Annotated in this window: 22 protein-coding genes and 1 other annotated feature; of the genes, 6 read left to right on the forward strand and 16 right to left on the reverse strand. The window is 49.3% G+C overall.

Annotated features, from left to right (window positions below):
* Positions 1-452: 452 nt before the first annotated feature.
* Positions 453-2,207 carry a VanW family protein gene (locus DWY93_RS04500; RefSeq protein ID WP_117469686.1) on the reverse strand — a complete coding sequence of 585 codons (1,755 nt, stop codon included), beginning with the start codon at positions 2,205-2,207 and terminating at the stop codon, positions 453-455.
* Positions 2,208-2,407: 200 nt separating this feature from the next.
* Here DWY93_RS04500 and DWY93_RS04505 point away from each other — a divergent pair, with 200 nt between their 5' ends.
* Positions 2,408-3,271, forward strand: coding sequence for a PHP domain-containing protein (locus DWY93_RS04505; RefSeq protein WP_117469687.1), 864 nt, complete (start codon positions 2,408-2,410; stop codon positions 3,269-3,271).
* On the opposite strand, the gene DWY93_RS04510 is transcribed toward DWY93_RS04505, so the two are convergent.
* Positions 3,268-3,735, reverse strand: a complete 468-nt coding sequence (locus DWY93_RS04510; RefSeq protein ID WP_117469688.1) for a bifunctional precorrin-2 dehydrogenase/sirohydrochlorin ferrochelatase — start codon at positions 3,733-3,735, stop codon at positions 3,268-3,270. The genes DWY93_RS04505 and DWY93_RS04510 overlap by 4 nt on opposite strands.
* Before the next feature lie 329 nt (positions 3,736-4,064).
* On the opposite strand from DWY93_RS04510, the gene DWY93_RS04515 reads away from it, so the two are divergent.
* Positions 4,065-4,307 carry a hypothetical protein gene (locus DWY93_RS04515; protein WP_015554641.1) on the forward strand — a complete coding sequence of 81 codons (243 nt, stop codon included), beginning with the start codon at positions 4,065-4,067 and terminating at the stop codon, positions 4,305-4,307.
* Positions 4,308-4,367: 60 nt separating this feature from the next.
* On the opposite strand, the gene DWY93_RS04520 is transcribed toward DWY93_RS04515, so the two are convergent.
* The gene (locus DWY93_RS04520) at positions 4,368-5,537 is read right to left on the reverse strand and encodes an alanyl-tRNA editing protein (protein ID WP_015554642.1); all 1,170 of its coding nucleotides are present in this window, start codon (positions 5,535-5,537) and stop codon (positions 4,368-4,370) included.
* Positions 5,538-5,669: 132 nt separating this feature from the next.
* Entirely contained in the window at positions 5,670-5,852 is a 183-nt protein-coding gene (locus DWY93_RS17085) for a hypothetical protein (protein ID WP_181968489.1), read from the reverse strand.
* 234 nt (positions 5,853-6,086) lie between these two features.
* On the opposite strand from DWY93_RS17085, the gene DWY93_RS04530 reads away from it, so the two are divergent.
* Positions 6,087-6,323, forward strand: coding sequence for a chorion class high-cysteine HCB protein 13 (locus DWY93_RS04530; RefSeq protein ID WP_117469690.1), 237 nt, complete (start codon positions 6,087-6,089; stop codon positions 6,321-6,323).
* 32 nt (positions 6,324-6,355) lie between these two features.
* On the opposite strand, the gene DWY93_RS17780 is transcribed toward DWY93_RS04530, so the two are convergent.
* Positions 6,356-6,484: a hypothetical protein gene (locus tag DWY93_RS17780; RefSeq protein ID WP_278286469.1), complete on the reverse strand. Its 129-nt coding sequence runs from the start codon at positions 6,482-6,484 to the stop codon at positions 6,356-6,358.
* A 123-nt stretch (positions 6,485-6,607) separates the two neighbouring features.
* Between DWY93_RS17780 and DWY93_RS04535 the strand changes: the two genes are divergently transcribed.
* Together DWY93_RS04535 and DWY93_RS04540 are read left to right on the forward strand one after the other, a co-directional pair.
* Entirely contained in the window at positions 6,608-7,054 is a 447-nt protein-coding gene (locus DWY93_RS04535) for a hypothetical protein (protein ID WP_015554644.1), read from the forward strand.
* Positions 7,041-7,334 carry a hypothetical protein gene (locus DWY93_RS04540; RefSeq protein ID WP_117469691.1) on the forward strand — a complete coding sequence of 98 codons (294 nt, stop codon included), beginning with the start codon at positions 7,041-7,043 and terminating at the stop codon, positions 7,332-7,334. The genes DWY93_RS04535 and DWY93_RS04540 overlap by 14 nt, the downstream gene beginning before the upstream one ends.
* Positions 7,335-7,457: 123 nt before the next feature.
* Here the strand turns inward: DWY93_RS04540 and DWY93_RS04545 are convergent, their stop codons facing one another.
* The 11 genes from DWY93_RS04545 to leuS all read right to left on the reverse strand — a co-directional run bounded on the left by DWY93_RS04545 (position 7,458) and on the right by leuS (position 24,188).
* Positions 7,458-8,294 (reverse strand): hypothetical protein, encoded by an 837-nt coding sequence (locus tag DWY93_RS04545; RefSeq protein ID WP_117469692.1) that lies wholly within the window; start codon positions 8,292-8,294, stop codon positions 7,458-7,460.
* Between the two features lie 212 nt (positions 8,295-8,506).
* Positions 8,507-10,489, reverse strand: a complete 1,983-nt coding sequence (locus tag DWY93_RS04550) for a S9 family peptidase (RefSeq protein ID WP_117469693.1) — start codon at positions 10,487-10,489, stop codon at positions 8,507-8,509.
* A gap of 215 nt (positions 10,490-10,704) precedes the next feature.
* The gene (locus DWY93_RS04555) at positions 10,705-11,661 is read right to left on the reverse strand and encodes an oligopeptide/dipeptide ABC transporter ATP-binding protein (RefSeq protein ID WP_117469694.1); all 957 of its coding nucleotides are present in this window, start codon (positions 11,659-11,661) and stop codon (positions 10,705-10,707) included.
* The gene (locus DWY93_RS04560; RefSeq protein ID WP_117469695.1) at positions 11,661-12,665 is read right to left on the reverse strand and encodes an ABC transporter ATP-binding protein; all 1,005 of its coding nucleotides are present in this window, start codon (positions 12,663-12,665) and stop codon (positions 11,661-11,663) included. The genes DWY93_RS04555 and DWY93_RS04560 overlap by 1 nt, the downstream gene beginning before the upstream one ends.
* 13 nt (positions 12,666-12,678) lie before the next feature.
* Positions 12,679-13,575: an ABC transporter permease gene (locus DWY93_RS04565; RefSeq protein WP_117469696.1), complete on the reverse strand. Its 897-nt coding sequence runs from the start codon at positions 13,573-13,575 to the stop codon at positions 12,679-12,681.
* Between the two features lie 12 nt (positions 13,576-13,587).
* The gene (locus DWY93_RS04570; protein ID WP_117469697.1) at positions 13,588-14,520 is read right to left on the reverse strand and encodes an ABC transporter permease; all 933 of its coding nucleotides are present in this window, start codon (positions 14,518-14,520) and stop codon (positions 13,588-13,590) included.
* Between the two features lie 203 nt (positions 14,521-14,723).
* Positions 14,724-16,316 carry an ABC transporter substrate-binding protein gene (locus DWY93_RS04575; protein ID WP_117469698.1) on the reverse strand — a complete coding sequence of 531 codons (1,593 nt, stop codon included), beginning with the start codon at positions 16,314-16,316 and terminating at the stop codon, positions 14,724-14,726.
* Positions 16,317-16,583: 267 nt separating this feature from the next.
* Positions 16,584-17,471, reverse strand: coding sequence for a MurR/RpiR family transcriptional regulator (locus DWY93_RS04580; RefSeq protein ID WP_158553060.1), 888 nt, complete (start codon positions 17,469-17,471; stop codon positions 16,584-16,586).
* A 286-nt stretch (positions 17,472-17,757) separates the two neighbouring features.
* The gene (locus DWY93_RS04585; protein ID WP_117469700.1) at positions 17,758-19,353 is read right to left on the reverse strand and encodes an ABC transporter substrate-binding protein; all 1,596 of its coding nucleotides are present in this window, start codon (positions 19,351-19,353) and stop codon (positions 17,758-17,760) included.
* Between the two features lie 428 nt (positions 19,354-19,781).
* Positions 19,782-21,377, reverse strand: a complete 1,596-nt coding sequence (locus tag DWY93_RS04590) for an ABC transporter substrate-binding protein (protein WP_158553059.1) — start codon at positions 21,375-21,377, stop codon at positions 19,782-19,784.
* Between the two features lie 399 nt (positions 21,378-21,776).
* Positions 21,777-24,188 carry a leucine--tRNA ligase gene (gene leuS / locus DWY93_RS04595; RefSeq protein WP_117469702.1) on the reverse strand — a complete coding sequence of 804 codons (2,412 nt, stop codon included), beginning with the start codon at positions 24,186-24,188 and terminating at the stop codon, positions 21,777-21,779.
* A 176-nt stretch (positions 24,189-24,364) separates the two neighbouring features.
* Positions 24,365-24,637, reverse strand: a binding site (T-box leader).
* A 257-nt stretch (positions 24,638-24,894) separates the two neighbouring features.
* On the opposite strand from leuS, the gene DWY93_RS04600 reads away from it, so the two are divergent.
* On the forward strand, positions 24,895-25,653 hold the full coding sequence (locus tag DWY93_RS04600; protein WP_117469703.1) for a sulfite exporter TauE/SafE family protein: 759 nt from the start codon (positions 24,895-24,897) through the stop codon (positions 25,651-25,653).
* Positions 25,654-25,958 lie beyond the last annotated feature (305 nt).

Raw genomic sequence — 25,958 nt, forward strand, 5'->3', positions numbered from 1 at the left:
TAAATATTTATTTAACTAGCTTGTGTCCTGCATACACAGAACATCTATAGATTATTATAGCAATTTTTCCCTAAAATGCAAATCAAAAACGCTGGAATCATGTACCAAATCATAAACAATATTAAAATTTCCGCACCATCTTTCCACATTATGGAATATTATCCGCATTGTGAGAATAGTTATTTGGTTAGTTCTAAGAAACTAATATTTCGGCTCCAAGTTAGCTTTGACAAACCAATACATCAATAAAGACCTTTCATTTTGATATGTATTTCCTTTAAATAAAAAGTGGCGATCCAGGAAATGTATTTTATTCCTGTTCACCACTTTTTTATATAAAGTAAGGATTTAATTTTCCATGCACTCAGCTGACCAGTTTTTTCAGCCACGGATAATCCGTTCCATGTGACAGACTCGGTCTCTTACCGGCAAGTGAAATCCTCTTCTGTCTCTTACTGCCCATTCGGAGAAATCAGCCCCATGTCAGATGGTGCCTGGTTCGTCTCCGCCGCAGCCGCCGTCGTGGCCTCGTCCACATATCCTGGACCATAATTCTCGCCCGGGGATGGCACTGCCGTTGTCGGCGCAGCTGTTGTCTCCAGTGCCGTCGTCGCCGCCGCTGTTGTCTCTGCAGGTGCTGCTGCCGTTGTCTCTCCCGCTGCCTCAGAGGACGCAGCCGATGCATCGGCAGATGCAGATTCTGTCGCTGCCACAGTACCGGAAGTGTTGCGCTTGATGGTCGCCGCCTTTCCGGTGTAGGTGCTGTTGTGGAGAAGCACATCGCTCACAACCTGTCCGTTCTTCTTCGTGATCAGCTTTGTCTGCCATCTGCTGCCCGGAGTTGCCGCTTTCGCAACGACCTCTACACCCGGCTCCAGTGTTGGATCCTCGACGTAGGTCGGTGTCGGCGGATCCAGCTCCTTAATCTTCTCAGAATGCATGGAAACAGTCACGCCGTCCTCCAGAATCGGATTTCCGTAGATGGATACCGTCAGTGTCTGGTTGGAGTATGCCGCCTTGATTCCCACTGCAGTCTTTGAGTTGTTTACAAACCGCAGATCCGGACCGGCATAGCCGTCGTAGCTGACCATTGCATCCTCACCGGGAGTTACATAGGACGGCTCGTAGGTATGGGCATGGCGCTCAGTGGTCTTGAGACCTGCGAATACGACCGCATTGTAAAGAGTCGAGGACACCTGGCAGACACCGCCGCCCGGTTCCTGTACCACAACGCCGTTTGAGTAGGCGCCCGCCGGTTTGTAACCTTTTTCCGTTGTACGGTTTCCCGTCATCTTATTGAAGGAGAATTCCTCGCCAGGCTTAATGATCGTTCCGTTGATCGCCGCGCAGGCAAGACGGATATTCTCATTTCTGTCCTTGTTTGTCGTTGTCTTTGTCGTGTAGGTTCCGATGCGCTTAAAATTTTCCCGCGCCTGGGCCTCCGTGATCTCCGGCTGGACCTCGTCTGCTGTCGCCGTGATCGTCTTATTGTACTCTCCCGCCTTCATAGCAGAGAGAATATCGGATGTGAGTTTCTCCTGATCGATCTTCTTTCCGGTCTGGGCACCGGCAAATGTGAATTTATCGGATGCCTTATCATAAGTAGAGATCGATCCATTCTTCGGCTCCACATCCCATTTTGCGGCAAGCGCTTTTACTTCCACCTGAACCGCGTCATCGAGACCGTCAGTCTCCACGGTATAATCCCCGGATTCCTTCTTCGCAAATGCTTTTTCGATTACAGCGTCCACATTCGCTTCCATCAGGTTCGGGAGATCCGCGGTCTCATCGCCGAAGGAGACCTTCATCTCCCAGCCCATATCTTCCAGGACCTTCTTGATCGCCTCTGTTTTTGTCAGACCATGGACCTGGACTCCGTTCACAGTGATCTCCGCTGCCATCTCTGTCTCAGGCTCTGTCGTCTCTGTCTCCGATTCACTTTCCACGCTGGTTTTATCGTCTTCGGACCGCGCGCAGCTCTGGAAGCCCACTGCCGCACAGATCAGTAAGATCAGTACTCCGGTCACGATCAGTACGATCTTTGCCATATCCGGTCCCTGGCGTCTTCCGCGCCGTCTTCCGGAACCTCCTCTTCTGGATCCGGTTCCCCGGCTTCTCGCATTCTGGACTGCCATGATGCGGTCCGCGCTGCTTGACTGGCGGGAACGTCTTCCGCCCGCTCTGCTGTTTCTGTATGTGTCACTCATTTCTTCTCACCTTTTATCTTAAACCATTGATGTTCTCTGCTCCGTCAGTTCAGTATTTCAAGGGTGCAGATATGCAGGTACTAGTATAGCATAATTTATAGAAAATGGAATAACAGAAATCTTAAATTTTATTCACAATTTTGTCTCAAATATGTTAAACTAGGTAACAGTTGGAAATTATTTCGGAAAGGATATTTATTATGAAATTAATAGATCTTCACATACACTCCACCGCCTCCGACGGCTCCTTAACTCCCACGGAGGTCGTAAACCGCGCCAACGATCTCGGTCTCACCGCAATGGCCCTCACGGACCATGATACCGTCGCAGGAATCGACGAGGCCCTTGAAGCCGCAAAAGATCTTGACATGGAGGTCATCCCGGGAATTGAGGTCTCTTGTATCTATAAAGGAAAAGAGATCCATATCCTGGGGCTCTACATTGATCATAAGGATCCGAAGCTGCTCTCCTTTCTAAAGGAAGCGTCCAGAAAACGCTATGACCGCAATATGGAAATGTTGGCCGCATTTAATAAGGATGGATTTGAGATCACTGAGGAAGATCTCCTCTGCGGAAATCCCGGAACCGTCATCACCCGTGCTCATTTTGCGAGAGCGCTCTTAAAGAACGGATATGTAACTTCCGTTGACCAGGCTTTTAAAAAATATTTAAACCCGGACCGCCCATATTACCGCTCCAGGGAACTTATCACCCCGGAGGAAGTTCTCGCGACACTTCTCGGCTCCGGCGGTTTCCCGGTTCTCGCCCATCCGCTCCAGTATAAGCTCGGCTGGGCCGGCACGGAGGAACTCGTCTCCATGCTCACTGACCATGGTCTCCGCGGTCTCGAGTGTTTCCACTCTTCCAATAATCAGGATGAGAGCGGAAAGCTCCGCAAACTCGCAAAAAAATACTCCCTCGCCCTCACTGGCGGCTCTGACTTTCACGGTGCCGCAAAACCCGATATCGAGATCGGTTCCGGCCGCGGTGGGCTTCGGGTTTCGGCGCTTTACCTGGATGATATCAAACTTTCTATGTTCATGGCTGGAGTGGGCAGAAGCTAAACAGCTATTGTTCTCAATATTTGCCGTACCGCCACAGAGATCTTCGCCGCCAGCCTATGATCTCCCCCGCCGGAAGTTATTCCGACAACCGTATCGCCGTCTTTCGCGATTCCCGGAAAATAAAAATCACATTGATCCCGGTTTGACGCATTGTTTACCGGGATCTTTTTTTTGCGGCAGTCACAGACTATCTTTTCATTTACCTCCGGGGCTGCTGCTGCAAGAACAAATACAAATCGAGAAGCTTCTCCCACATTTCCCAGACTTTCAAGGTCCGTCTCATCATATCGTTTTTTCTTCCAGAGAACCTTTTCCCGCAGTTCCTCACATACTTCCGGAGATACAACAGTGATCTCGCACCCGAACTCCAAAAGCGTCCGCACCCTCCTCATCGCGATCTTTCCGCCGCCGACTACAAGCACTTGCCGCCCCTCAAGGTCCACAAACAATGGAAAATATGCCATTTTTTTCGATCCTTTCCCAGTTTTTGGTACATTTTCGACAGTCCGCCCTGCCTCCGCCAGATCTTTCCCATAAATTCCATAAAAATCCAGTTTAGATTGTTAAAATTTTATCTATTCCGTCGATTGTTTTTTCCTTACCCATCTGGTAGAATTCAAATCGTTAAAAGAAAAACGAAGTGACAAAGCAAAACAAGCGTAACTGGAATGAAAACAGGATTCGTAACAGCTGCCATGTATCCGCCCGGAGAACTGTCGGAGACAGCTTTCACAGGCAATGGCACTAAGAAGTTACAGCCAGTTACAATCACCTTTTAAGGAGGTAACGAATTATGAAATTAAAAATGAGAAACATTTCCAATCTTGATACATTTTTCAAAGTCATCAACCAGTGTGACGGCGCTGTTGAGTTAAGTCTTCCGGAGGGCGGAAGCGTAAACTTAAAATCCAAGCTCAGCCAGTACTTCTCAATGGCTACCGTATTTTCTAACGGCAGTATCAAGGAGTTAAGCCTCACCACTCACAACGATGAAGATTCCAAGCGCCTGATCCAGTACATGGTTCAGGGCTGCTAAGCAGATCACAATAAAGCTGTCCCCACCGCGCCAAAAGGCAGCGGCAGGTTTAGCCCGCCGCTAGTCGGCCATAACAAACCCTCTGGCGGCCAGACTGGAGAGCAATTCTTCCTTCCTTGCGAAGAAAGTTCCCTGTGCCATCTGGCTGCTGCCCCCGCCTCTCCCGGAGAGTTCCCCATTTAATTCCTTCGAGAGAGCGCGCATATCCTCGCTCTGGCTCCCCAGAACATAAGAGAATCCCCCATTCACACTTTCTGACAGAGCGAGGACAATCCCCCCCTTCTTACCTTCCAGCGCGAAATTCACAAAATGGCGGAGTTCCGTCATATCGAGTCCGTCTTCTATCCAGCAGATCTTGCTATTTCCACCGTTTAACTGATCCGCATAGATCTTCATGAGTTTTCTTGACATCTCCGAGCACTTTGCCTGCGTCATCGTCAGCTCATTTTTTACCTTTTCCACAGCATCCGCAGTCTTTCCAGCCTTTGCGGATAAAAGAACAGAGATCTTCTGAAGCTCTTCTCTCTTTTTCTCATAATCCATAACTGCAGCCTCACCACAGAGCAGGGAAATTCTCACGCCGCCCTTGTAGTGGATCATGGTCAGGAACTTTACAAGTCCGATCTCCCCCGTCGTCTTCACATGGGTACCGCAGCAGGCACAGGTATCACCGCCAGGAATGCTGACGATACGAATAGCACCGGTGAGTTCTTTTTTGCTCCGGTAATCCATATGGGCAAGTTCCTCAGCAGACGGGAATCCCGCATAGATCTCCCGGTCCTCCCAGATAATTCTGTTTGCCTTCTTCTCAATCTCCATGAGATCTTCCCACTCTAACAGGCCATTGAGATCGATGGTGATCTCCTCAGTCCCCATATGGAATCCCACATTGTCATACCCATACTTCGCGTGAATCAGCCCGGACACAAGATGTTCGCCGGAATGTCCCTGCATATTCTGGAATCTTCTGTCCCAGTTGATCTCACCTGTCACAGTCTCACCGACCGCAAGCGGCGCATCCGTATAGTGGACGATCTCTCCCTTTACATCATGGACTGCCGTTACATGCGCTCCGCCAAGAATTCCTGTATCATATGGCTGTCCGCCGCCTTCCGGATAGAATGCGGTCTGGTCCAGAGCCACCTCATATCCCTTTTTCCCTTTTTCGCAGGAAAGTACTTTCGCCTCGAATGTGCGGATATATGCGGAATCATAGAATAGTTTTTTCATAATTCGTTTCTCCTCTTATATTTCTGCTAGTGTACCTAGGCGCCGCTGCCGTCCACACGATATCCGTCCGGAGCCACCGTGTTGGTCAGCAGGCTGCCATTTTCATCTGAAAAGTACCACTGGTCTCCAATTTCAAACCATCCTGTCGCCGCATAGCCGTCCGCGTTCAGATAGCTCCAGCCGGCACTGTCCGATCCCATTTATATAGACAGAAAGCTGCTGGATCTTCGCGGCCGCCAGTGACGGAAACGCAGAAGCTCCAATGCCAAGAAGTGCAGCTGCACCGATCATTCGTATCTTCATCGTGTTTTTCATACTTTCTTCCCATCTCTTATAAAAATTGCTGCGGGTATCTTTGCTGACTTTTCACTTTCCCATCATACCACATGAAGCAGCAAAAGTACACTCACGTTCGGTCCATATAGAATTTTTCCTTCAGCAACTGCTTCTGCCGGGAATGAACTGCAACATTTTTCATCTTCAGAGTGAAAGTCTGACATGCCATGATGCATATACTGGAAGTGTAAAGATAATTCCGGAGGAATTAACATGAGTGATTTAGCTGCTACAAACTGTGGATGTGGATGCGATGCTCCGGCATCAGGATGCGGCGGATGCGGCAACAACATGATCTGGATCATCCTGCTCCTGTGCTGCTGCGGCGGATACGGACATAACGGCGGTGGATGCGGATGCGGCAACGGCTGCGACAACAGCTGTATCTGGATCATTCTCCTTCTCTGCTGCTGCGGCGGATGGGGAAATGGATGCGGTTTCGGCTGCTGACCGAACCGGCATCTCAAAAGACTGCGGGGCGGCTAACGGCCGCCCTTTCTGTTCGTTCTCTCTGTATTTTCTCCTTTCTGAGGTCTGTTTTCCTTTTTTCTCCTCTCGCACTCCTCATCGATCTCGTAGACAGCATTTCCATCTATGACAAGTCTTCCCACGTTTTCTCCTCCCTGGGCTGGAGCCCCTTTCCCTATATTTTATTCCCCTGTCCTCTTTTCCGTGCATTTTTCGCATGAATCCGCCGGTCCTCTCATATATTGTCACATGCAGGAGGTCCCAATATGAGTGAAAAAGATTTAAAGCTGACCGACCTGGACTATGCCACAGGTGATCATCACTTACAGATGATGAAGGCCGCTCTTCCCTATCTGGATATCAGACGGCAGCGGTCTCTCTCCATGTTCATCCGTGCCAGGGAGATGATGCACACCATGGAATTTTTCCGGGAGAACGATGACGGGATGATGAGCGTATGTTCCCTGGAGTCCCCGAACCCATCCGTCGAAGATATGCTGAGTGCAGTCCGCCCATATGCAAATAAGGCGGAACAGGATACCATCGATATGATCTCTCGCTTTCTTGCCAGCCGCCGCGGACGATCCGGTTCCGGGCTCACTCCGGAACAGCTGTTTTCCATTCTTCCCCCGGATATGCAGGCACAATACGAAACCCTGCAGTTAGTCATGCAGAGTTTTGCCCCAGGAGGATCTGCCCATGGAACAACATGATCAGGAAAGATCCTGGAAATCAGATCCGCGGCTCCATCACATGGATGCGAAAAAGATCGCTTTACTGGCTTCCTTCGCCGATGAACTGGCCGCAGCCCCAGAAGCTCAAAGAATGAATCTATTTTTAGATCTGCACCGGAAGATGCGGCAGTCCAATCTGGTTTTTTCCAGCGAGGAGCGGGATCTGCTCTTTTCCATCCTGACAGAAAATCTGTCGCCGGATGGCAGAAAGAAGGCAGAAATGATCCGTCGCCTTGCCGGACAGTTCCCGCCAAAATAAGGTGTATTCTGTCCTGCAAGATTTAGAGATGTCTGCTGCAGGCAAAACCATCAGGTGCGTATAGTCAAAAAGATCCCTGGAATTTCGCCACCAGTGTGAGCGATTCCAGGGATCTCTTTACTTTTACATTCCTTCCAGTTCTTCCACCTCACCGGCGATCATGATTCTCGTTCCGGAATCCATAGACTGAATCAGCATTCTCACATAGGACTGGGCAAGCTGAATCCCGCAGAAAGACTTATTCTTTGCGCCGGATTGCTGGCAGTTGACCACAAGAGCCGGGTATCCTTCAGAACCTTCCTCCGGTTTCAGGATCATGCCAAAGTTTGAGAACGCTCGCATCTCCTCCAGATTCACATACTGGTTCGACAACAAGCCAGACGGCTTCTTTGCGGTGATAACACCGAATCCATCCGCTTCCGGATCTGTGATCCAGTAATCGTCCGATGTCAATTTATGATACGGGACGAGACTTCCCGGATCATTTTCGTTTCCAAAGGTGCTTTCCAGGCGGTAAACGCCGTAAATATCGGAATCTTCTCCCTGTGCGCCGGAAATATAACAGTTGACAGAGAAATTCTCCTGCCAAACCCCGTTTTCCGTTCTGGAGAGGTAGAGCATTCTCGAATTCCCCGGCAGCTGTTTTCTTTTCACTTTTACAACTTTATCGCTGGAACCATTTCCTGTATTTGTCTTTACCGTGTCAGTATCATTTTCTATATTATTTATGATCAGAACCAGGCTGTTCACATCATCTGCGATTCCCATCTTGTCGATCCAGCGTCCCTTGTCCTGCTGAGTCTTCCATCCAAGATCCACCGCAACCTCGTCATCTGCCGTCTGTGTCTCCAATGTGATTGTATCTACCTGGGTAGTTTTTGCCGCACCAAACACCGTTCCGCCGGAAATTCCGATCGCCGCTGTCAGCGCAAGAAATATCGCATATAAGCGTTTTCGCATGCAAAAATCTCCTTTTAAAATCAAATTCCGCACATAGGCCAGAAGGACCCACGCTTATATGTATAGTACCATACTTTACACCGCTTGTCACCGAAAAATGCATACTGACGAAATTTTGCCACAAAAATCCCCCGGTCAGCCGCATTTCTGCTGCCAGCCGGGGAACTTCTTATATCTTCAGTCTGCAGGTGCTGCCGCGCCCTGCCTTCTCTTTACTTCAAATACTTCTCAAACCACTCCATCATCTCCGTCATTCTGCGGATTCTGTGCTTCGGCTTACCGCTTCTTGAAAGTTCATGGTTCTCGCCATGGAAGAGGCACATGCGGGCTTCAACGCCGAAGTATTTTAACGCGGAGAACATCTGGATCGCATCGCCCATCCAGCAGCGGTAGTCTTCGTCCGACTGGATAAAGAGGGTCGGAGTCTTTGCCATGTTAACGTATTTTAACGGGGAGTGCTGCCACATCTTTTCCGGGCTGTTCCACGGATCCGCCTTGATCTGGTCCATATTGAAGTAATATCCGATATCGGTGGTCATGCACTTGGATACCCAGTTGGAGATACTTCTCTGGGAGCAGGCCGCCGCGAATCGTGTGGTGTTTCCGATCACCCAGTTTGTCATAAATCCGCCGTAGCTTCCACCCATAACACCCAGGTGCTTCTCATCAACCTGCGGATAGCGCTTCAATACCTCGTCTGTGAGTGCCATACAGCATTCAAAGTCGATTCCGCCATGCTTTCCTGTAATATCCGCGAACTCATTTCCACGTCCGTCACTTCCAAGCGGGTTTGTGAAGAATACGAAATATCCGGCATTTGCGAATACCTCGCTCTCGTGGAAAAAGGTCGGACCGAAGGTCGCGCGCGGACCGCCGTGGATCGTTAAGATACCAGGGTACGTCTTATCAGGATCAAAGTTTGCCGGTTTGATCACATATCCGTCCAGTTCAAGGTCCTTGTATGTAAAGGTAAACTCCTCTACCGGGCATACGCTTCTCTCTGCCATCACTGCGTCGTTAAAGGAAGTGAGCTTCGTCTCCCTGTTTCCGTCAAACGCGTAGCACTCGGTGAGTCCCATATCGCGCATACCGGTAAAGTATACGGTATTGCCGGACTTCGCCAGTGTGTGGACACTGCCCTGGCGGTCCAGAATCGTCTCCATATTACCCTCAGCGTCGAAGGTCCGGATCACGCTCTGTTTTCTTAAAGTCGCGATAAAGTAGATCTTATCTTCATCATGGATCGCAGAAGCTCCGTCCGCGAACTTGCAGTCACAACAGATCGTGTTGCGGATACTGTCATCATAATCGGACAGAAGTTCCACTTTCCCGTCCTCTACTGTATACAGTTTGTCATTCTCGTTGAACCCGTATTCCTTCATATAGGAACCGAAGAAGGTCACTTTTCCTTTGAGGATGCACGCGTAATCGATGCTCATGTCCTTCTGCTCTACAAGGGTCTTGAGCTCGCCAGTAGAGATCGTGTACTGCTTTAAGCCCTGATATACGTCCTTTTTATCGGTATAAAGACTGGAGACATAGAGGATCGTATCGTCTCCCTCTACCCAGGAATTCTCCACATTTTCATAATCAGGTGTCACGATCTCGCAGGAACCATTCTCCGGATCGTAAACCGCCAGTCTCGTTCTCTTCTTGTTTACGATTCCCTGACCGTTCGCCCAGAACGGAAGCTCGTCGAATACCTCGTAGTCCTTCTCTTCCTTCCAGGCCTTGAGAGCGGCCTCCTTCTCCTCGCCCTCTTCCATATGGGAGAGATCCGGCTTATTGTAATCATATTTCACCGTGAGGACAAGTTTCTTTCCGGCTTTTTTCATCTTCACTGCCTTATACGGAACAGCGAAAGCAAGCTGTGCTTCACCGCCGTGGATATTTAAGGTATAGAAGCAGGTCCAGTCTTCCTCATTCTTCGCTTTTTCCTGATAAGCCTTCTCACGGTCCGCAATAAAGAGGACCGTCTCGGAATCCATCCAGATAAATGTGCGTTCTTTCTTTCCGCTTGTCAGTCTGGACGTTTTCTTTGTCTCCATATCATAGAGCCATAAGCAGGACTCATAGCAGTTGTCCTTCTCGTTGGCATCCACCACCGCCATCACCGCGTGCTTTCCATCCGGTGCCGGGGTAAAGATCGTGGGATAATGATAATTTGTAAAGTCTCTGATATCGATCTGTTTCATGGTTCCAGGTCCTCTCTTTCCTATTTATATATGTAGTTTTATCGCAGGAGCATTTCCCTGTCAAATTTAATATACTTACGTATCTGTTCGATACCATCACAGCCCTGCACAGCATAAACCACGTCAGCTCTGTCAGCAGTTCCGATTGCAGAGCAAACAATCATTTAAAACAGTATACCCCCGCCAGATACCGGCGGGGGCATATGAATGTCTCCTTATTTGCCTTCCGTCAGATGGCATGCCACGAAATGATTCGGTTCGATCTCGCGGAGTACCGGTTCCTCGCTTCTGCAGCGGTCTGTCGCATACGGACAGCGGGCAGCAAAACGGCAGCCGGGCTTCGGGTTGATCGGGGAAGTGATCTCGCCCTTTAAGATGATGCGCTCTCTCTTCTTTTTCAGGCTTGGTACCGGAATTGCGGAGAGCAGAGCCTGTGTATACGGATGGGTCGGCTTATCGAAAAGCAGCTCAGACGGAGCTTTCTCGATGAGCTGTCCAAGATACATAACTGCAATATCATCCGCAAAGTGGTTGACAACGGAAAGGTCGTGTGTGATAAAGATATAGGTTAATCCCATCTGTTCCTGAAGATCCTGCATCAGGTTTAAGATCTGCGCCTGAATGGATACGTCAAGGGCAGAAACCGGCTCGTCGCAGACGATCAGCTTCGGTTTCATCGCAAGCGCTCTCGCGATACCGATACGCTGGCGGCGGCCACCGTCAAGCTCATGCGGGTATGTATTGATCAGGCGGTCTGCAAGACCTACGACCTGCATCAGCTCACGCACTCGGTCCATACGGGCTTTCGGGTCCGTAATAAGCTTCTGGAGCTTTAACGGCTCAGCAATGATCTCACTGACTGTCTTTCTCGGGTCAAGGGACGCGTACGGGTCCTGGAAGATCAACTGCATGTCACGTCTTAAGAGACGGAGCTCATTTTTATTCTTTTTACATACATCCTCACCATCGAAGATGACCTCACCGGAGGTCGGCTCGATGAGACGTAAAATCGAACGTCCTGTGGTGGACTTACCGCATCCGGACTCACCTACGATACCGAGGGTTTTTCCACGTTCCAGAGTGAAGTTCACGTCATCGACCGCATGGAGCAGTCCCTTTGGAGTGTTGAAATATTTTTTCAAGTGTTTTACTTCAAGGATCGTATCTGCCATTACTGCTCACTCCTTTCAATGGAAAATCCCGGCTCTTCGTAGCGGACGCAGCGCACATAGTGCGTATCGCTCGCCCACTTCTTTTCCGGTCTGTCTTTTTTGCACGCTTCTGTGCAGTACTTACATCTCGGGGAGAACGGGCAGCCCTTCGGAAGGTTTGTCGGATCCGGCATCAGGCCCGGAATCGGCTGAAGTCTCGCCTTGCGGTCCTCAATGTTCGGAAGAGAACCGAAAAGACCTTCTGTGTATGGGTGCATGGTGTGGTTGAAGATATCTTCCAGAGTTCCATGCTCAACGATCTGTCCAGCATATACAACGGAGACCTCATCACAGACCTCTGCGATAATTCCCAGATCATGGGTGATCATGATCATCGCGGATCCAAATTTCTTTCTTAAATCCTTCATCGTCTCGAGAACCTGTGCCTGAATTGTCACATCGAGAGCGGTTGTCGGCTCATCGGCAAGAAGGAGCTTCGGGTTGCAGGCAAGAGCCATAGCGATAACGACACGCTGCTTCATACCACCGGAGAACTGGTGCGGATACTCACCGAAACGTTCTCTCGGGATACCCACGACTTCCAGCATATCGCCAGCCTTCTGCTCAGCCTCTTTCTCACTGATCTTATCATGGAGCTTGATAACCTCGGCGATCTGGTCACCGACAGTGAGCACCGGGTTTAAGGATGTCATCGGATCCTGGAAGATCATGGAAACGGTATTTCCACGGATCGCCTCCAGCTCCTTCTGCGGCATATTTAAGATATCTTTTCCGTCAAGAAGGATGGAACCGTTTTTAATAACTCCCGGCGGGTCCGGAACAAGACGCAGGATCGAAAGAGCGGTTGTTGTCTTTCCGGATCCGGTCTCTCCTACCAGTCCTAAGGTTTTTCCGTGCTCTAACTGGATATCGATGCCGTTTACCGCCTCTACAACGCCGTCATCGGTCTCATAATGGATCACAAGATCCTTAATATCAAGAATTAAGTTTTTGTTATCTTCCAATATTTTGTCCTCCCTACTTCTTCAGTTTCGGGTCTAATGCATCACGAAGACCATCGCCTAACAGGTTCAGGGAAAGGATCGTAATGATAATCGCAATACCCGGGAATATGGTCAGGTGCGGAGCGTTTCTTAAGTAAGCACGTCCGCCGGAAAGCATTGCGCCCCACTCCGGTGTCGGAGCCTTTACGCCAAGGCCCAGGAAGCTTAAGCCGGATGTGGAAAGGATCGCGGATGCAACCTTTAAAGATACCTGAACGATGATCGGTGCCATACAGTTCGGGAGAATATGGGAGGAAATGATCTCGAAGTTGTTTGCTCCGATGCATTTCGCCGCCTCTACGAATTCCTGATCCTTTACGGTAAGGACGGAAGCCCGGACGATTCGCGCGTAGCCAGGCACGGAAGAGATCGCGATGGCGAGCATTAAGTTGAAGATGCTCGGTCCAAGTGCGGATACGATCGTGATGGAAAGAAGAAGGCTCGGCACTGCAAGGAAGATATCCATGATACGCATGATCACGTTATCGATCTTTCCGCCGTAGAAGCCTGCGATCGCTCCTAAGGATCCGCCGATCAGAAGTGCGATGGATACGGCTACAACGCCGACGCTTAAGGATACTCTTGATCCGTGAACGAGACGTGCCAGAATATCACGTCCGAACTCATCTGTTCCGAGCCAGTGAGCCGCGCTCGGGGTCTGGAGACGGATAGCTGTGTTCTGTTTGATAACAACGGTATTGTAATCGAACAGGAAATCCGCAAAGATAGAGATCAGTACGAGGAGAGCGACGATTCCAAGACCGATCATTGCCATTTTATTCTTTTTTAAGCGGCGCCAGATCTCTTTAAACTGACCGCGCTTCTTTACAGCCGCGCCGGATGCCGCTTCCTGATTCTTTGATGTTCCCATACGCTTTCCTCCTTATTTTTTCTTATACTGCGCTTTGATACGCGGATCAATGAAAGCGTAGAGAATGTCCACGCAAAGGTTTACGATACTGAAGGTAATGGTCATCATGATAACGCCGCCGAGGACTAACGGGGCATCTTTACTCTTGATGGAGTCTACCAGGAGACGGCCAACGCCAGGCCATGCAAATACGGTCTCGGTAAGAGTCGCGCCGCCAAGAAGGGAACCGAACTGAAGGCCGATAACGGTAACGACCGGGATCAGTGCATTCTTTAATGCGTGTTTCCGGATCACCATTTTCTCCGGCACACCCTTCGCTCTCGCGGTACGGATATAATCCTGACGGATGACCTCAAGCATGGAGGAACGCGTCATACGGCAGATCAGCGCTGCGTCGCCGGTACCAAGGGTGATCGCCGGCATAATGTAGTTCTTCCAGGATCCCATACCGCCGGATGGAAGCCATCCAAGGTTTAAGGAGAATACGATAATGAGCATCAGGCCCAGCCAGAAGTTTGGCGTCGCGACACCCAATAGGGCGGCGACCATTCCGACATTATCGATCGCGCTGTACTGCCTCGTCGCACTGATGATACCGATTGGGAGTGCGATCGCTACTGCTACCAGGATCGACCAGAATGCAAGCTTTGCTGTGTTCGGGAAAGCTGCCATGATCGTCGGGAAAACGTCACGTTTTGTCTTGTAGGATTTACCCATATCGCCGTGAAGAAGGTTCAACATATATTTTCCGTACTGAACGATAACCGGCTGGTCAAGTCCGAGGTCTTTTCTTGTCGCTTCGATCGTCTCTGCGTCTGCCGACTCACCTGCGATCATCGCTGCTGTATCACCTGGCGAAAGGCTTAAGATGAAATAAACCATGAATGTCACGCCGATCAATACCGGGATCAGCATCGCAAGTCTCTTTAACACATATTTGCTCATGCACACCATCCAATCTACCGCATCCCGCGGCTGTTTTTTTGTGTTTCCGAAACCCGTCTGTCGGGGCCGAAGTTCCGGATCCTTGTCTCAGGGTTTCTGGAATGTTTTCCGGGCTTTCACCGGATTCTGGAAATAGGTACGGATCCCTTTCGTGATCCGTACCCTGTCTTTGCATGGACTCTGTCCTTTTTGGGGATCAGATATTATTTTTCGTAATGGCAGTTGCCAAGGTAATGCTGTGCGCCTTTGTGAAGCTTGAAGCCCTTTAAGTCTGCGCGGACACCGACGTTATCGTATTTGTAGTATAACGGGCACCACGGGGAGATCTCGTGGAGACGATCCTGAAGCTCCTTGTAGAGTCCCATACGCTTGGTATCATCGCTTTCCTCCTGAGCGGCGATAATGAGTTCGTCGACCTTCTCATCTGTTAAGAATGCACGGTTGCCGGTTGCACCATGGTTCTCAGAGTAGAATAACTGGTAGGTGCTTCCGTCTGCGTCAAAGCTTGTGTTGGACCATCCGAGGATGAACATCTCGTGATCACCTGCATTTAAGGAATCAAGCAATGCGCCCCACTCATAGGTAGAAATATCAACGGTGATTCCAACTTCAGCGAGCTGTGCCTGAACGATCTGCGCGGAACGTGTACGAACGTCACCGTTTACATAGAGACTGCACTCAAATCCATTCGGATAACCTGCTTCCGCAAGGAGCTCTTTTGCCTTTTCCGGATCGTACGGATAAGCTTCCTCCTCTTCAGACCAGCCCGGGATCGTGGAGTTGATATAGCTGTTTGCCACAGTACCGCGTCCCTCAATGATCGTATCAACGAAGGTCTGTTTATCCAGCGCGTAGTTGACTGCCTGACGGACTCTCTCGTCGGAGAACTTCTCTTTTGTTGTATTCATTCCGAGATACTCAATGGAAGAAGACGGCTGGGAAAGAAGCGCTACGTCGGAGTTTGCTTCCACATTCGCACAGTCTGTCGGGTCAACGTTCCATACAAGATCGACTTCTCCTGCCTCAAGAGCGATCGTTCTTGCACTTCCCTCCGGGATTACGCGGACAGTAATGGAAGTTGCGATCGGTTCTGTACCCCAGTATTTTTCGTTTTTTGTGAGGGTGTAGTGATCGTTCGGAACCCACTCCGTAACCGTGAACTCACCGGATCCGAGTACATTCTCCACATCGCCGTAAGCATCGCCTGCTGCTGTGACAGCTGCCTCAGAAACGATACTTAAGTTTGTCTGGGTAACGATTGTCTTGAACGCTGCGTATGGCTGTGTGAGTTTGAAGGTTACGTGGTAATCATCGTCAGCGATAACCTCTGCGATCTTTGAAGTATTGGACTTTGTCTTCGGCATATCCTTCGCACGGTCATACGTAAACTTTACATCCTTCGCTGTTACCGGTGTTCCGTCTGAGAAGCATGCATCCTCACGGAGCTTGAAGGTATACTCTGTATCACTCTTCATCTCATAGCTCTCAGCCAGATCAGGAACAAGGTTACCGTCATCGTCGATATCCATCAGTGTGCTGTATACGTGATGGATCAGTACTCCGGATGTGGTATCCTGCTGTCCTGCCGGATCCAGTGTGACAACATCTGCGCCCATAGCCACAACGATATCTGTCTTTGTGATCTCGCCGCTTCCGCCGTTATCGGTAGTTGTCTGCGCGCTGCCGCCCGCCGGTGCGTTTGTAGACTGATCAGTGTTTCCACCTCCGCAGGCTGTAAGGATCATAGCTGCTGCCATTGCCATTGCTGTTGTTCTTGCAATACCCCTTCTTTTCATTCACAAATTCCTCCTGTTTTTTTCTACCGCTCCCCACAGCGGTCGCACTTCATAACGGTAACATATGTCAGTATTCACTATACCCGTCATGCAGTACTTAGTTCGTTCTCATGAAGCAATGATAACAGTATTGAACATATTTGTCAATAATTTTCAATTTACAAGGGGTTATTTTAGCAATTTTCATAAATTATTGTGATCTTTTTTGTATTGTATTTACTGTACTCCTATCACACTGATGGGTTGACCCCTTTCCGAAGATCCGCCCTATAAACCGTCTTTAACGAAGTCGGTGCTGCCGATTGCACTTCTCACTTCCGAGAGGCGCCCACGGCGTTTATTCGTCTCCTCCGGGTTATCCATGGCGGCGAAATATATCAGGGCGTTCGCCACTGACATATATCCCATCACGGAATTATAAAAGAACAGGTCGTGGTTATTGCAGGTAAAAACGGTCGTTCCGTAGGACGCGATCGGTGAAGTCCTCTGATCCGTGACGGCGATCTGCGGAATCTTCTTCTTATCGAGATACCTTGCGGTATTCACGATATGTTTCGCGTATCCGGGTGCGGAAAAGATGATCGCGCAGTCCTCCGGTGTGGCGTGGGCCAGGTAATTATTGTAGAGAGCCCGGCTCAGATTCGAGAGATCGAGCGTCTCCAGCCCCAATGTCAGAAGTCTTCTCGTCGTGTAGGCACAGAGCCCTGTCACAAGCTCGCTTCCCACCACATAGATCTTCCGGGACTGCCTGATGATCGCCACTGCGGAGAGGATATCCTTTAAGGAGACCTGTTCAAAGGTCTTCGCGATCACATTCTTCTCGTTCGCGACGAACTCCTGAAACATCTCCTCCTTGTCGTGATCACCGAACCGGATCCCGCCCACATGGTCCGCGATCCTGTTTAAACCGTCCCCATGGACCAGTCTCGTCTGCAGATGCTCCCGCAGACGGCTCTTCATCTCCACGAAGCTCTGGGCCCCGATCTTCTTTGTGAACCTTAATATGGTCACCTCCGTCACACCCAGTGTCTCCGAAAGCTCTTTCAGGGAGTAAAAGCAGACCTGATCCGGATATTTGAAGATAAAATCCGCGATCCTTTTCTGAACCGGGCTGAGTTTTTCATAGCTTGCGTTTACTTCTTCGAGAATTCCCATGCTCATCTCCTCCTGTTTTACTATTCAGCCCTATCCCTATTTTATCAGCGAATTCTCTGAATAGTTATAATTCACTATACATCTTACTATACATGATAGTGACATTATAACTGAACATTCCATGCATTTCCAGTATTTTTTGTGTAATTTTCAAAGAATGGGTTCTTACACCTCCGGGCATCCCGTGTGGCCGCTTGCGGCGATCTTCGTCTTCGCACGGTTGCGTGTCGTTGAAAAGGGGCAGACACCTTCATGTCTGCCCCCGTCTTTCACATTTTAAATATTATCAATCTTCATAGTGGCAGTTGCCAAGGTAGTGCGTTGCGCCCTTGTGAAGCTTGAATCCCTTTAAGTCTGCGCGGACACCGACATTGTCATTTTTGTAGTATAACGGACACCACGGGGAGATCTCATGGAGATATACCTGAAGCTCTTTGTATAACTCCATACGCTTGGTGTCGTCACTCTCTTTCTGCGCGTTGATGATCAGCTCATCGACTTTATCATCAGTTAAGAATGCACGGTTACCGGTTGCTCCATGGTTTCCGGAATAGAATAACTGGTAAGTACTTCCATCCGCGTCGAAGCTTGAATTCGACCATCCGAGGAGGAACATCTCATGCTCACCTGCATTTAAGGAATCGAGAAGAGCGCCCCACTCATAGGTAGAGATATCAACCGTGATTCCAACCTCTGCAAGCTGGGCCTGAATGATCTGGGCGGAACGGGTACGAACGTCGCCGTTTACATAGATCTTGCATTCGAATCCGTTCGGATAGCCGGCTTCCGCAAGAAGCTCCTTCGCCTTCGCCGGATCATACGGATAAGCTTCCACCTCGTCGGTCCAGCCCGGGATCATCGAGTTGATGTAGCTGTTTGCTACAGTTCCACGACCCTCAATGATCGTATCAACAAATGTCTGTTTATCCAGCGCGTAATTGATCGCCTGTCTGACTCTCACATCCTTGAATTTCTCTTTTGTCGTATTCATACCGAGATATTCGATGGAAGAAGACGTCTGGCTCAACAGCGTCACATCCGGATTTGCCTCGATGTTCGCACAGTCTGTCGCGTCAACGTTCCATACAAGATCGACCTCTCCTGCCTCAAGGGCAATGGCGCGGGCGCTTCCCTCCGGGATCACGCGGCAGGTGATCGTTGTAGCGATCGGCATCTCACCCCAGTATTTTTCGTTTCTTGCAAGGGTGTAGTGGTCGTTCGGAACCCACTCGGTAACCGTGAACCCTCCGGATCCGAGAATATTACCAACATCACCGTAGGACTCTCCCGCCGCTGTGACCGCCGCCTCGGAGACGATGCTTAAGTTGCTGTTTGTAATGATCGTCTTAAAAGCTGCATACGGCTGCGTCAGCTTGAAGGTAACATGGTGATCGTCATCCGCGATAACCTCCTCGATCTTGGAGGTATTGGATTTCGTCTTCGGCATATCCTTCGCGCGGTCAAATGTAAACTTTACATCCTTCGCTGTAACCGGCGTGCCATCGGAGAAGCATGCGTCCTGTCTCAGGGTGAAGGTATATTCCGTATCACTCTTCATCTCGTAGCTCTCTGCCAGATCCGGAACAAGGTTGCCATCATCATCGATATCCATCAAGGTACTGTACACATGTTTCATAAGTACAGATGATGTGGTATCCTGCTGTCCTGCCGGATCCAGGGTCACGACGTCAGAGGCCTGGGCAAAGACGATATCTGTCTTTGTGATATTTCCGCCGCCGGAGCTTTCCGCTGTCGCCTGAGTCTCACTGCCGCCTGCCGCCGCGGTCGTTGCCGCCGCATTGTTTCCGCCTCCGCATGCTGTCAGCACCATCGCTGCTCCGACAACGGCTGCCATCGATCTCGCTGCTGTTCTTTTTCTCATTCACATGCCCTCCTTCAAATTATTTCTGTTTCGTCAGAGTGTTGTTGGTAATCGTTGAATGTAAATATTTACTATACCCATATATACACTCTTTTCTGAATTTCATGATTAAAGGATATCATTTTCTAACATTTTTGTCAATAAAGTTTTCCTTTCTGCGCATTTTTTGTTTAATTTGTTTATTTTATTTGGTTTCAGCAATTCTATAGCCATAATCTGTTTACAATTTGTTCAAAATTAACAAAGAGGGCTTTCTGCTATGTATAGTAAACGCTAACACTTTCCGGTTCTCAGATCTCCAGATGGATCATTTTCCCCTCTATTTTCTTAAAAGGGCGGGATCAAAAAGATCCCGCCCCAAATTTCTCCGAATATTTATATTATCAGAAATTTATTAAACGATTTGAATGCTCCTGATTTCGCTGTATCTATTCTTCGTAATGGCAGTTACCAAGATAATGCTGTGCGCCTGCATGAAGAGTAAATCCCTTTAAGTCTGCGCGCACACCAACGTTATTCTCTTTGTAGTATAACGGACACCACGGAGATTCATCATGAAGTACAAACTGGAGTTCTTTGTAAAGTTCCATACGTTTTGACTCTTCGCTCTCCCGCTGTGCAGAAAGGATCAGTTCATCAACCTTGTCATTTGAGAAGAATGCGCGGTTTCCGGTTGCACCATGATTTCCGGAATAGAATAACTGATAGGTACTTCCGTCCGGATCAAAGCTCGTGTTGGACCAGCCAAGAAGAAACATTTCGTGTTCGCCTGCATTTAAAGTATCAAGAAGGGCACCCCACTCATATGTGGAAATGTCGACCTTGATTCCTACATCCGCAAGCTGAGCCTGTAGAATCTGTGCAGAACGAGTACGGAGATCGCCATTTACAAAAATCGAGCATTCAAATCCATCCGGATATCCGGCTTCCGCCAACAATTCTTTCGCTTTTTCCGGATCATACGGATAAGCTTCCACTTCATCGGTCCATCCCGGGATTGCTGCATTGATATAGCTGTTTGCTACAAGACCGCGTCCTTCAATGATCGTGTCAACGAAGGTCTGCTTATCAAGGGCGTAGTTGATAGCCTGACGGACTCTCTTATCAGAAAACTTTTCTTTCTGGGTGTTCATTCCCACGTAGTCAATACCTGTTGACGGCTGCGAAAGAAGTTTTACATCAGGATTTGACTCTACATTTGCGCAGTCTGTCGGATCTACGCTCCAGACAACATCAATCTCTCCTGCTTCAAGAGCGATCGTGCGGGCACTTCCCTCCGGGATCACACGACAGGTAATAGAGGTTGCGATCGGCATCTCCCCCCAATAATTATCGTTTCTTACAAGAGTATAATGATCGTTTGGCACCCACTCTGTTACCTTAAATGGCCCTGATCCGAGAAGATTATCCACATCACCATATGAATCTCCCGCTTCCGTCACGGCTTTCTCTGAAAGGATACTCAGGTTGTGCTGTGTTACGATTGTTTTAAATGCTGCATACGGCTCTGTCAGTTTAATCGTTACCTCATGATCCCCATTTACGGTAACCTCCTCGATCTTTGAGGTATTCGACTTTGTCTTCGGCATTCCCTTCGCGCGATCCAGAGAAAATTTAACATCCTGAGCTGTCACCGGAGTGCCGTCCCAGAAGCAGGCATCTTCGCGGAGTTTAAACACATACTCCGTGTCGCTCTTCATCTCATAGCTTTCTGCCAGATCCGGAACCACCTTTCCTTCATTATCAACGTCCAAAAGCGTACTGTACGCATGTTTCATCAGCACACCCGAAGTCGTATCCTGTTGTCCCGCAGGATCAAGCGTAACAATATCCGACGCCTGACCGACAACGATATCTGTTTTTGTGATCTTCCCGCTTTCTGCACTCTCAGAAGCTGTCTGAGTCTCTCCTCCGGAAGAAGCACCTGTCGTAGGAGCTGTAGTGTTTCCACCTCCACAGGCTGTGAGCACCATTGCTGCTCCCATAAGTGCCGCCATCGACCTCGCTGCTGTTCTTTTTTTCATTCGCATATCCTCCCTCTTATTTTCAGACAGGTATCTCATCTGCACTGTCCTTCTTAAAATTTATAAAATAAGAATATCACCATTTGTCACTTATTGTCAATTAAATTCACAGTTTTACGATTATTTTGTTTATTTTATATAATTTATTTTCTGTTTTTTGACATTATGTACATGTGCGAGGAATATATGTCTTTATTGACTCACAGAAGCAAAAAAGGCACTGAAAGCCGTTTCTGCTTAGAAAGCGACTTTCAATGCCTCAATTTGCTGCAGCAGGTCCCAGTCTCTATCACATGTCTGAACTGCTGCTCTTATTTATCGTAACTGTTCACTGCATTCAAGCTTATGCTTTACTGCAATCAACGCAGCAGATGCGCAGACCTGCTGAATCATTACTTTTTATTTTACAACAAGGTTTACGATCTTCTTCGGAACATAGATCTCCTTCACGATGTTTCCGGTGATCTTTCCTTCTACCGCAGCTTTACCCGCAGCGATCGCGTCCTCTTTTGCGATGTCAGCCGGAACCATGATGACCGCTTTGACCTTACCGTTTACCTGTACGGCAACCTCGATCTCATCGTCCTTCATGGCTTCCTCATCGCACTCCGGCCAGGTCGCGTGGAATACGCTGTCTGTACCGCCAAGCTCTCTCCAGAGCTCCTCGCCAAGGTGTGGAGTAAACGGAGCCAGTAAGATCACGAAGGTCTTTAAGGTCTCCTTGTCGATTCCGCCTTCCTTCTTTGCGACGTCTGTGAGCTTATTGCAGTACTCCATGAATCCGGATACGACCGTATTCAGGCTGAACTGGTTGAAACGTGTCTCGATATCGTAGACAAGCTTGTGGCGGAGCTTCACCATCTCCTTTGTCTCCTTGATATCCTTGTCCTTGCTGTCCATCACAAGATTGTAGAAACGATTTAAGAATCTGGCAACGCCCTCGATTCCTCTGTCGTCCCACTCGGCATCAAGCTCCGGCGGTCCAACGAAGAGCTCGTACATTCTCAACGCATCACAGCCGTAATCTCTTACGAGATCATCCGGGGAGACAACGTTTCCTTTGGACTTACTCATCTTGATACCGTTCTTACCGGTGATCATACCCTGGTTGAACAGCTTCTTGAACGGCTCGTCAAAGTCTACCACTCCGATATCATATAAGAACTTCGTGTAGAATCTGGAGTACAGAAGGTGAAGGACAGCATGCTCAACACCGCCGATATACATATCTACCGGAAGGTACTTGTCTGCTTTCTCTTTGGATACGAGTTCCTGATCGTTCTTGTTGTCCACATAACGTAAGAAGTACCAGGAAGAACCGGCCCACTGCGGCATGGTGTTTGTCTCACGTTTTGCCGGTGCGCCGCAGCACGGGCATGTCGTGTTGACCCAGGAATCGATCGCCGCAAGCGGGGACTCACCGGTACCGGTCGGCTGATAGCTCTCAACCTCCGGAAGCTTTAACGGAAGCTGATCCTCCGGAACCGGAACATTTCCGCACTTCGGGCAGTGAACGATCGGGATCGGCTCGCCCCAGTAACGCTGACGGGAGAATACCCAGTCACGGAGCTTGTAGTTCACAGTCTTCTTACCGATACCCATCTTCTCGATGATGTGCGGAGCTTCTTTCTTTAATACGGAGGATTCCATGCCGTTCCACTCACCGGAGTTGATCATGGTTCCCTTCGCGTCTGTGTAAGCTTCTGTCATATTCTCAATCTCTTTGCCGTCCTGAGCGATGACCTGGATGATCGGGAGACCGAATTTCTTTGCGAATTCGAAGTCACGGTCATCATGGGCAGGTACGCACATGATAGCGCCGGTACCGTAATCAGCAAGTACATAGTCGGACAGCCAGATCGGAACCTCTTTTCCGTTTAACGGGTTGATTGCGTAGGAACCTGTAAATACGCCTGTCTTTTCCTTGCCCTGGAGACGGTCTACGTTGGACTTCATGGAAGCGTCGAAGATGTACTTCTCAACAGCCTCTCTCGTCTCATCCGTTGCAAGCTCTTTCGCAAGCTTATGCTCCGGGGAGAGTACCATGAAGGTTGCGCCGTGAAGCGTATCCGGTCTTGTCGTGTAGACAGTGATCTTCTCGTCGCGTCCCTTTACCGGGAACTCAACTTCTGCACCGTAGGATTTACCGATCCAGTCTGTCTGCATCTTTTTAACCTTCTCCGGCCAGTCAAGCTTGTCAAGATCATCCAGAAGACGGTCTGCGTATGCTGTGATCTTTAACATCCACTGACGGAGATTCTTCTTTGTAACCGGTGTGCCGCAGCGCTCGCAGCAGCCGTTTACAACTTCCTCGTTCGCGAGGCCTGTCTTACAGGACGGACACCAGTTGATCGGGAATTCCTTCTCATATGCGAGTCCTTTTTTGAACATCTGTACGAAGATCCACTGGGTCCATTTGTAGAAGGACGGATCTGTCGTGTTTACTTCCATATCCCAGTCATAGAGTGCTGCGATCTGGTTGATCTGGCGTTTGATATTTTTGATATTTGACGCTGTGGAGATCGCCGGATGAACCCCCATCTTGATCGCGTAGTTCTCAGCCGGAAGGCCGAACGCGTCCCAGCCCATCGGGTGGATCACATATTTTCCCTTTAATAACTGATAACGGCTCCATACATCGGAGATTACATAACCTCTCCAGTGACCTACATGAAGTCCACTGCCGGACGGATACGGGAACATATCCAGACAGTAATACTTCTCTTTCTTTCCATCATTGACATTGATCGGATTCTTTTCCCAGTTCTCACGCCACTTGCTCTCAATGGCGGTGTGGTTGTACTGTGCCATGACGCTTTTCTCCTCCATTTCATATCGTTGAAGGCGGTGCAAAAATACGCTCCGCGGATTTCGCCTGCCGCCGCTGCATTTACCGGAATCCGGGAACTCCCAGACCCTGTTCGATTGCCTGACCGCTTTTCTGGTTTCTGGGCAACAAAAAAGTCCCTCTATCTCTATCATAATTTTATAGAGACGTGGGGGACTTAGATTCTCACGCGGTACCACTCTATTTCATACAGGGCTTCACCCGTATGCACTCATTTTCCGATAACGGCGGAAACCGGCAATGCCTATCTGAGGATATCCGCAGACAGCGTTTCGTTTTCCCGCTGCTCTGCCTGCTCTTTCAGCATGCTGCTCCGAGGCGAGTTCGGAAAGCTTCTGGACTCTGCCTCGCACCGCCCGGCAGTTCTCTGTACCCCGTCTTCTCTCTTACTGTTCCTCTTCGACGCATTTTAACTCAATAAATTTACCATAGAATCCCGGTTCTGTCAAGGTGTCTTGTACGGTTCAATTCTGCCAGAAATGCGTTCATCGCACCGACAGGCAGGCTGCAGTGTGCAGCGCAAAGAAGCGCTCCTGCCGGAAAACCGGTTGACTTTTTGAGAGTTCTTATATAGTATGGAAGGACAGGTCTCAACCTGAATTTTATCAGAAAAAGCGGCATTGCAGCATTTTTTCATCTGCCCGCCGCAAAAATACAAGGGGGATATCCATGGAATACATCCATAATCTGATCTGGCTCTGCCCGCTCCTCTTCATTGCGGGATTTATCGACTCTATCGCCGGAGGAGGCGGCCTGATCGCGCTTCCGGCTTATATGATGTGCGGAATGCCGATCTACTATGTTTACGGCTGCAACAAGTTCCAGTGCGCCTTCGGAAGCACCGTGGCGGCATGGAAATACTTTAAAAATGGCTGTCTCGACCTTAAGATCACACTGATCAGCGCAGTGACCTCGTTCCTCTGCTCCATGCTCGGAACAAGGATCATCTTTTACCTCAAAGAGGAACAGATCCGCTCGATGTTAATGGTACTGCTTCCACTCACCGCGGTCCTCGTGGTCTTTATGAAGAATGCCTGGAACTATACCGATACGAAAAAACCGCTGATTCTGCCGAATGTGCTCCGCGCCCTCTTTATCGGAATGACCATCGGCCTTTACGACAGCCTCTACGGACCAGGCGGCGGCACAATCGCCATGCTGCTCTTCACGTTTCTTTTAAAATATGATGTCCGCACTGCCTCCGGAAACGCGAAGCTCACGTTGATCGTTTCCAACTACACAGCGCTTCTCTCCTATATCCTTTCCGGAAATGTGTTCTACATGATCGCGATCCCGTGTGCCGTAAGCAACGTTCTCGGAAACTATATCGGTGCCGGCTTCGCCATCAAAAACGGCGCGAAGATCATCCGGCCGGTGATGATCTGCGTAGTGACGGTGCTGATCGTGAAAATTGTTCTTGGAAAGTAAAACAAGTGAAAACACGTTTCGCGAGTTTCCCCTTGTCATCGCAATAGTCGCCACGGTCTCACGCATGCGCGGACTTTGGATCGTTCTTCGCGTAAATTATACGAGCGTGCTTATTTTACATAGGCACGCTCGTTTACTATCATCAATTCAGCCGTATCTTTTTCCCCTCTGTTTCCTTCTTACCACACCGGAAACTACCTGCTCTTTCCGTACCGGTTTCCGTCCTCTGTCACAAACCAGCCGTCCGGAGTCCTGCGGTTTGCGTAGAGGATGCCTTTTGTTCCGTCCGGGATCGGGTTGAAGTA

This window comes from Clostridium sp. AF28-12 (assembly GCF_003435225.1).
GTDB classification, from domain to species: Bacteria; Bacillota; Clostridia; order Lachnospirales; family Lachnospiraceae; genus Pilosibacter; species Pilosibacter fragilis.